The sequence below is a fragment of the Streptomyces sp. NPDC050422 genome (assembly GCF_044458665.1).
GTDB lineage: Bacteria > Actinomycetota > Actinomycetes > Streptomycetales > Streptomycetaceae > Streptomyces.
This window is the reverse complement of record NZ_JBITIE010000056.1, coordinates 1-5,153: the sequence shown is the minus strand read 5'-3', so window position 1 is coordinate 5,153 and position 5,153 is coordinate 1. Positions and strand designations below refer to the sequence as shown.

Sequence of the window (5,153 nt, the reverse complement as noted above, 5' to 3'; positions counted from 1 at the left end):
CTCACCCGCGTCTGCACGCCGGTGGGACGAATGGTGCAGACGCGGGACGGCCGGGTCCGGGGGCGTGCAGGGGAGTCCCCGCAGGACGACGAACACCGACCCGGGTCCGCTACGTACCCGCCGAACGTTCGTCGTCCGAGGAGACGCCCCGGAGGGACCCCGGACCCCCACCCACCGGACAGAGGCGCCTCGCAACGCGGAGCACCCGCACCACCTGCGTTCGGTCCCGGTGAATCAGGCCTTTGCGGCCGTGTACGTCTCCAGCCACGCCGGGAACTCCGTCAAGGACGACAGGACGACGTCCGCGCCCGCCGCGCGCAGTTCCGCCTCGTCGCACGGGCCCGTCGTCACGCCCACCGAGAAGGCGTTCGCCGCCTGCGCGCCGCGTACGTCGCCCGTGTGGTCGCCGACGTACACCGACGCCCCGTGCTCGCGCAGGGCCTCCGCCTTCGCCTCGGCCCAGAGGCCGCCCACGATCACGTCGGGTTCGATGCCGAGGTGGGTCAGGTGCAGCTTCGCGTTCGGTTCGTACTTGGCGGTGACGACCATCGTCCGGCCGCCCAGCGCGCGGATCGCCTCGATCGACTCCCGGGCTCCGGGCATCGCGAGCGTCGGGGCTATCGCGTGCGTGGGATAGATCTCACGGTAGCGATCGGCCATCGCGGCCACTTCGGCGGCCGGAAACCAGTGCGCGATCTCCTGCTCCAGCGGCGGACCCAGTCGGCTCACCGCCAGATCGGCGTCGATGAACGCCCCCGTCTCGGCGGAGAACGCCAGGAAGGCGGCCTTGATGCCGGGCCGTGAGTCGATGATCGTCATGTCCAGGTCGAATCCGACCGTCAGTGCGTGCGTAGCCATGACGTCCATTGTGCCGACCGCCCACCGCTCCCGGCCCACCCCCGGACGGCCCCGCACCAACGACGCTTAGACTTAGCCAAGCCTTACTTACCTTCGCTTTGTCTTGCTTGTCCTCGCCTGTCTATGGGGTCCGATGCCAGCCGCCGCACCACGCCGCTCCAGACGCGCTCTCGCGACGGCGGCGGCCGTTGTGGCGCTGCTGATAGCCGTACTGCTCAGCCTCGCCGTCGGGGCGCGCTCCATACCCCCGGCCGACGTGTTCGACGCCCTGCTCCACGGCGGGCACTCCGACGCCGCCGAAGTCATCCGGAACATGCGCGTCCCCCGCACCCTGATCGGCCTGATGGTCGGCGCCTCGCTCGCCCTCGCCGGCACGGTGCTCCAGGGCATCACCCGTAACCCCATCGCCGACCCCGGCATCCTCGGCATCAGCCAGGGTGCCTCGGTCGGGGTGGTGCTCGCCATCGCGTACGCGGGGATCCACACGCTCACCGGGTATGTGTGGTTCGCCTTCGCGGGTGCGGCCATCGCTTCCGTCGCCGTGTACGCCATCGCCTCCAGCGGACGCGGCGGCGCCACCCCGGTGAAGCTCGCGCTCGGCGGCGCCGCGATCAACGCGCTGCTGGTGTCCGTGACCATGGCCGTGCTGACCACGAAGGCGTCCGCGCTGGACGAGTTCCGGTTCTGGCAGGTCGGCTCAATCGCCGGCCGCGAGGCCGAGGTGGCCCAGCAGATCTGGCCGTTCCTGCTGCTCGGAACGGTGCTCGTGCTCTGCGTCGCCCGCGGCCTCGACGCGCTCGCGCTCGGCGAGGACATGGCGAAGGGCCTCGGGCAGAAGATCGCGACCGTACGGATCGTCGGCGGCATCGGGGCCACCGTGCTCACCGGGGCCGGCGTCGCCGCGGCCGGTCCGATCGCGTTCATCGGGCTCGCCGTTCCCCATATCGCCCGGGCGATCGTCGGCAGCGACCACCGCTGGGTGCTACCGATGGCCGCCCTGATCGGACCCGTGATGCTGCTCGTCTCCGATGTCATCGGCCGGATCGTCTTCCCGCCGAGCGAAGTGCCCGCCGGGGTCATGACGGCCCTGATCGGGGTGCCGTTCCTGGTCACGCTGGTGCGCCGGAAGGCGGTGCCCGCATGAGCGCCACCACGGCCGCCGTGCGGCCCGCCGGGTACAGCCTCGTACGGATCGGGGCGCGCGGGCGGTTCCTGCTGCACCGCCGGGCCGCGGTCGTCGCCGCGTCGCTCGTCGTGCTGCTGGCCGTCGTCTGCGTCGCGTACCTCTGCGTCGGCGAGAGCTTCGTCGCACCGTCCGAGGTCCTGAACGTGATCCTGGGGCGGCCCTCCGCCGACGAACTCGTCGTCGGCACGCTGCGACTGCCGCGCATGGTCGTCGGGCTGCTCGTCGGCCTCGCCTTCGGGATCGCAGGCGCGCTGATCCAGACCGTGGCCCGCAACCCCCTCGCGAGCCCCGACATCATCGGCATCAGCCAGGGCGCGAGCGCGCTCACCGTCGGCGCGATGACGTTCGGCATCACCTCGTACACCGTCCTGCCGTACCTGTCGGTGATCGGCGGGGTCGCGGCCGCGGCGCTCGTCTACGCCTTCGCCTGGCGCGGCGGGCTGCACGCCACCCGCTTCGTCCTCATCGGCATCGGCTTCGCGATCGCGCTGCGCTCGGTCACCACGCTGTTCCTGACCAAGGGCGACTACCTCGTCGCCCAGCAGGCCCAGATCTGGATGACCGGTTCACTCAACGGGCGCGGCTACGACGAGGCCGCGCCCATCGGCTGGACCCTGCTGATCCTGCTTCCCGCCGTCCTGTGGGCAGCCCGTGCCCAGCGGTCCGTGACCATGGACGACGACACGGCGACCGCGCTCGGGGTCCGGCTCGGCCGGGTACGGCTGGGGCTCGTCGCGCTCGGCGTGATCCTGGCGTCCGTCGCCACGGGGACGGCCGGACCGGTCGACTTCGTCGCGCTGCTCGCCCCGCAGATCGCCCGCCGCATGACCCGCACCGCACAGATCCCGCTGCTCTGCTCGGCGCTGCTCGGCGCGGTGATCGTCGTCTTCGCGGACCTGCTGGCCCGCAGGCTCTTCTCCCCCACCGAACTTCCGGTGGGCGTCCTGACGGCGGCGGTCGGCGCCCCGTATCTGATCTGGCTGATCATCCGCGGTCACGGTGGCCGCTCGGGAGGCAACGCATGACCACGACCCGGCAGCAGGACACCACGACCAGCCGGCTGACGGTGCGCGAGCTGACCCTCGCGTACGAGGACCGCACCGTCGTCCACGAGCTGGACCTCGCCGTCCCCGACGGGAAGGTCACCGTCATCGTCGGGCCGAACGCCTGCGGCAAGTCGACGACGCTGCGCGCACTCGGCCGGCTCCTGAAGCCGCGGAGCGGGGCGGTGCTCCTGGACGGCACCGAGCTGTCGAAGATCCCCACGAAGCAGATCGCCCAGTCGATCGGGCTGCTCCCGCAGACCCCCGTGGCCCCCGAGGCGATCACCGTCTCCGACCTCGTCGCCCGCGGCCGCCAACCCCACCAGCACTGGTGGCAGCAGTGGTCCCAGGACGACGAGCGGGCGGTGACCGAGGCCATGGAACGTACCGACATCACCGCGCTCGGCTCCCGGTCCGTGGACGAGCTCTCCGGCGGACAGCGCCAGCGCGTCTGGATCGCGATGGCCCTCGCCCAGGACACCGATCTGCTGCTGCTCGACGAGCCGACGACGTACCTCGACATCGCCCACCAGGTGGAGGTCCTCGACCTGGTCCGCCGGCTCGCCGCCCCGGCCGCCGACGGCACCCGCGGCCGGACCGTCGTGACGGTGCTGCACGACCTCAACCAGGCCGCCCGCTACGCCGACCACCTGGTCGCCATGAAGGAGGGCCGGATCGTCGCCGAGGGCCACCCGAACGAAATCGTCACCGCCGAGCTCGTACGCGAGGTCTTCGGCCTCGAAGCCGTGATCGTCCCGGACCCGGTGACTGGCTCCCCACTCGTCGTGCCGGGCGCGCCCTGGCAGCCCGCGCAGTCCTCCTGAACCGCTCACCACCCACGAAAGGCACCGTATGTCCACCGCCCTCCGCCGCCGCGGCCTCACCCTCGGCGCCCTCGCCCTGACCGGTGCGCTCGCACTCACCGCCTGCGGTTCGTCCGACTCGGACTCCGACGACAGCGCCAAGACCGACGCTGCCGCGACCCACACCGTCAAAGCGGCCATGGGCGACGTCAAGGTCCCCGTGGCGCCCAAGCGGGTCGTGGTCCTCGACACCGGCGAGCTGGACTCCGCGCTCACCCTGGGCGTCCAGCCCGTCGGCGCGACGCACTCGGCGACGGAGGACGGCTTCCCCACGTACCTCCCGGCGGAGAAGACGAAGAAGCTCACGGAGGTCGGCGAGATCGCCAACCCCAACATGGAGACCGTCGCCTCCCTGAAGCCCGACCTGATCCTCACCAGCAAGGTGCGTGACGGCGACCGCTACGAGCAGCTCAGCGCCATCGCCCCCACCGTGATGACGGAGTCCACCGGCACCGCCTGGAAGGAGAACTTCCAGGTGCACGCCGAGGCGCTCGGCAAGCAGGCCGAGGCGAAGAAGATCGTCGACGCGTACGACGCCCATGTCGCGGAGGTGACCGCGGCGATCGGCGGCAAGGAGAAGGCGGCGGCCACCGACGTCAACTTCGTCCGCTTCGTCGAGGGCGCCGACATCCGCATCTACGGCAAGCAGAACTACATCGGCTCGATCCTCGCCGACCTCGGCATGGGCCGCCCCGCCATCACGGACAAGGCGAAGGACGGCTTCTCCTACGACGTCTCGTCCGAGAAGATCGACCTCGCGGACGCGGACGTCGTCTTCACGTCCACGTACGGCGACCCGGACAAGGCGGGGACGACGAAGACGATGACGAGCGGCCTCTGGAAGGGGCTGACCGCCTCCAGGAACGGCAAGGTCTTCAAGGTCGACGACCGCCTGTGGATCGCCGGCATCGGCTACACGGCGGCGGGCCAGATCCTCGACGAGTTCCAGACGAAGATGGCCGGCTGAGCGTACGGGGTTCCGGGGTGCGGGGCCCTCGGCCGGGCGGGCGCGCGGGGTTCCGGGTCCCCGTGGTGCCGGGTTCCGTCCTCAAGCGCCGGACGGGCTTGGTGTGTGCGGGTTGCCCCGCGTTGCTGATGCGCCTTACCTCGGTGGTGGGGGTCCGGGGTCCCTCCGGGGCGTCTCCTCAAACGACGAACGTTCCGCCGGTACGCGGACGACCCGGGTATCTGTTCGTCGTCCTG

Annotated in this window: 5 protein-coding genes; 4 read left to right on the top strand and 1 reads right to left on the bottom strand. The window is 71.2% G+C overall.

Features of this window, described 5'->3' with window-relative positions; all coding sequences use genetic code 11:
- Window positions 1–234: 234 nt before the first annotated feature.
- Window positions 235–858, bottom strand: coding sequence for an HAD family hydrolase (locus tag ACIBJG_RS38695; protein WP_399315039.1), 624 nt, complete (start codon window positions 856–858; stop codon window positions 235–237).
- Between the two features lie 133 nt (window positions 859–991).
- On the opposite strand from ACIBJG_RS38695, the gene ACIBJG_RS38690 reads away from it, so the two are divergent.
- From ACIBJG_RS38690 to ACIBJG_RS38675, 4 genes are read left to right on the top strand one after another with little or no spacing between them, the layout of a single operon-like run.
- Window positions 992–2,002: a FecCD family ABC transporter permease gene (locus ACIBJG_RS38690; RefSeq protein WP_399315038.1), complete on the top strand. Its 1,011-nt coding sequence runs from the start codon at window positions 992–994 to the stop codon at window positions 2,000–2,002.
- Window positions 1,999–3,069: a FecCD family ABC transporter permease gene (locus ACIBJG_RS38685; protein WP_399315036.1), complete on the top strand. Its 1,071-nt coding sequence runs from the start codon at window positions 1,999–2,001 to the stop codon at window positions 3,067–3,069. The genes ACIBJG_RS38690 and ACIBJG_RS38685 overlap by 4 nt, the downstream gene beginning before the upstream one ends.
- The gene (locus ACIBJG_RS38680) at window positions 3,066–3,911 is read left to right on the top strand and encodes an ABC transporter ATP-binding protein (RefSeq protein WP_399315035.1); all 846 of its coding nucleotides are present in this window, start codon (window positions 3,066–3,068) and stop codon (window positions 3,909–3,911) included. The genes ACIBJG_RS38685 and ACIBJG_RS38680 overlap by 4 nt, the downstream gene beginning before the upstream one ends.
- A 28-nt stretch (window positions 3,912–3,939) precedes the next feature.
- Window positions 3,940–4,917 carry an ABC transporter substrate-binding protein gene (locus ACIBJG_RS38675; RefSeq protein ID WP_399315033.1) on the top strand — a complete coding sequence of 326 codons (978 nt, stop codon included), beginning with the start codon at window positions 3,940–3,942 and terminating at the stop codon, window positions 4,915–4,917.
- The last annotated feature ends 236 nt before the right edge of the window (window positions 4,918–5,153 follow it).

Excerpts from the sequence above, each read along its gene's own strand:
- ACIBJG_RS38695 (WP_399315039.1), bottom strand. The coding sequence starts at position 858 with ATGGCTACGCACGCACTGACGGTCGGATTCGACCTGGACATGACGATC.
- ACIBJG_RS38690 (WP_399315038.1), top strand. The coding sequence starts at position 992 with ATGCCAGCCGCCGCACCACGCCGCTCCAGACGCGCTCTCGCGACGGCG.
- ACIBJG_RS38685 (WP_399315036.1), top strand. The coding sequence starts at position 1,999 with ATGAGCGCCACCACGGCCGCCGTGCGGCCCGCCGGGTACAGCCTCGTA.
- ACIBJG_RS38680 (WP_399315035.1), top strand. The coding sequence starts at position 3,066 with ATGACCACGACCCGGCAGCAGGACACCACGACCAGCCGGCTGACGGTG.
- ACIBJG_RS38675 (WP_399315033.1), top strand. The coding sequence starts at position 3,940 with ATGTCCACCGCCCTCCGCCGCCGCGGCCTCACCCTCGGCGCCCTCGCC.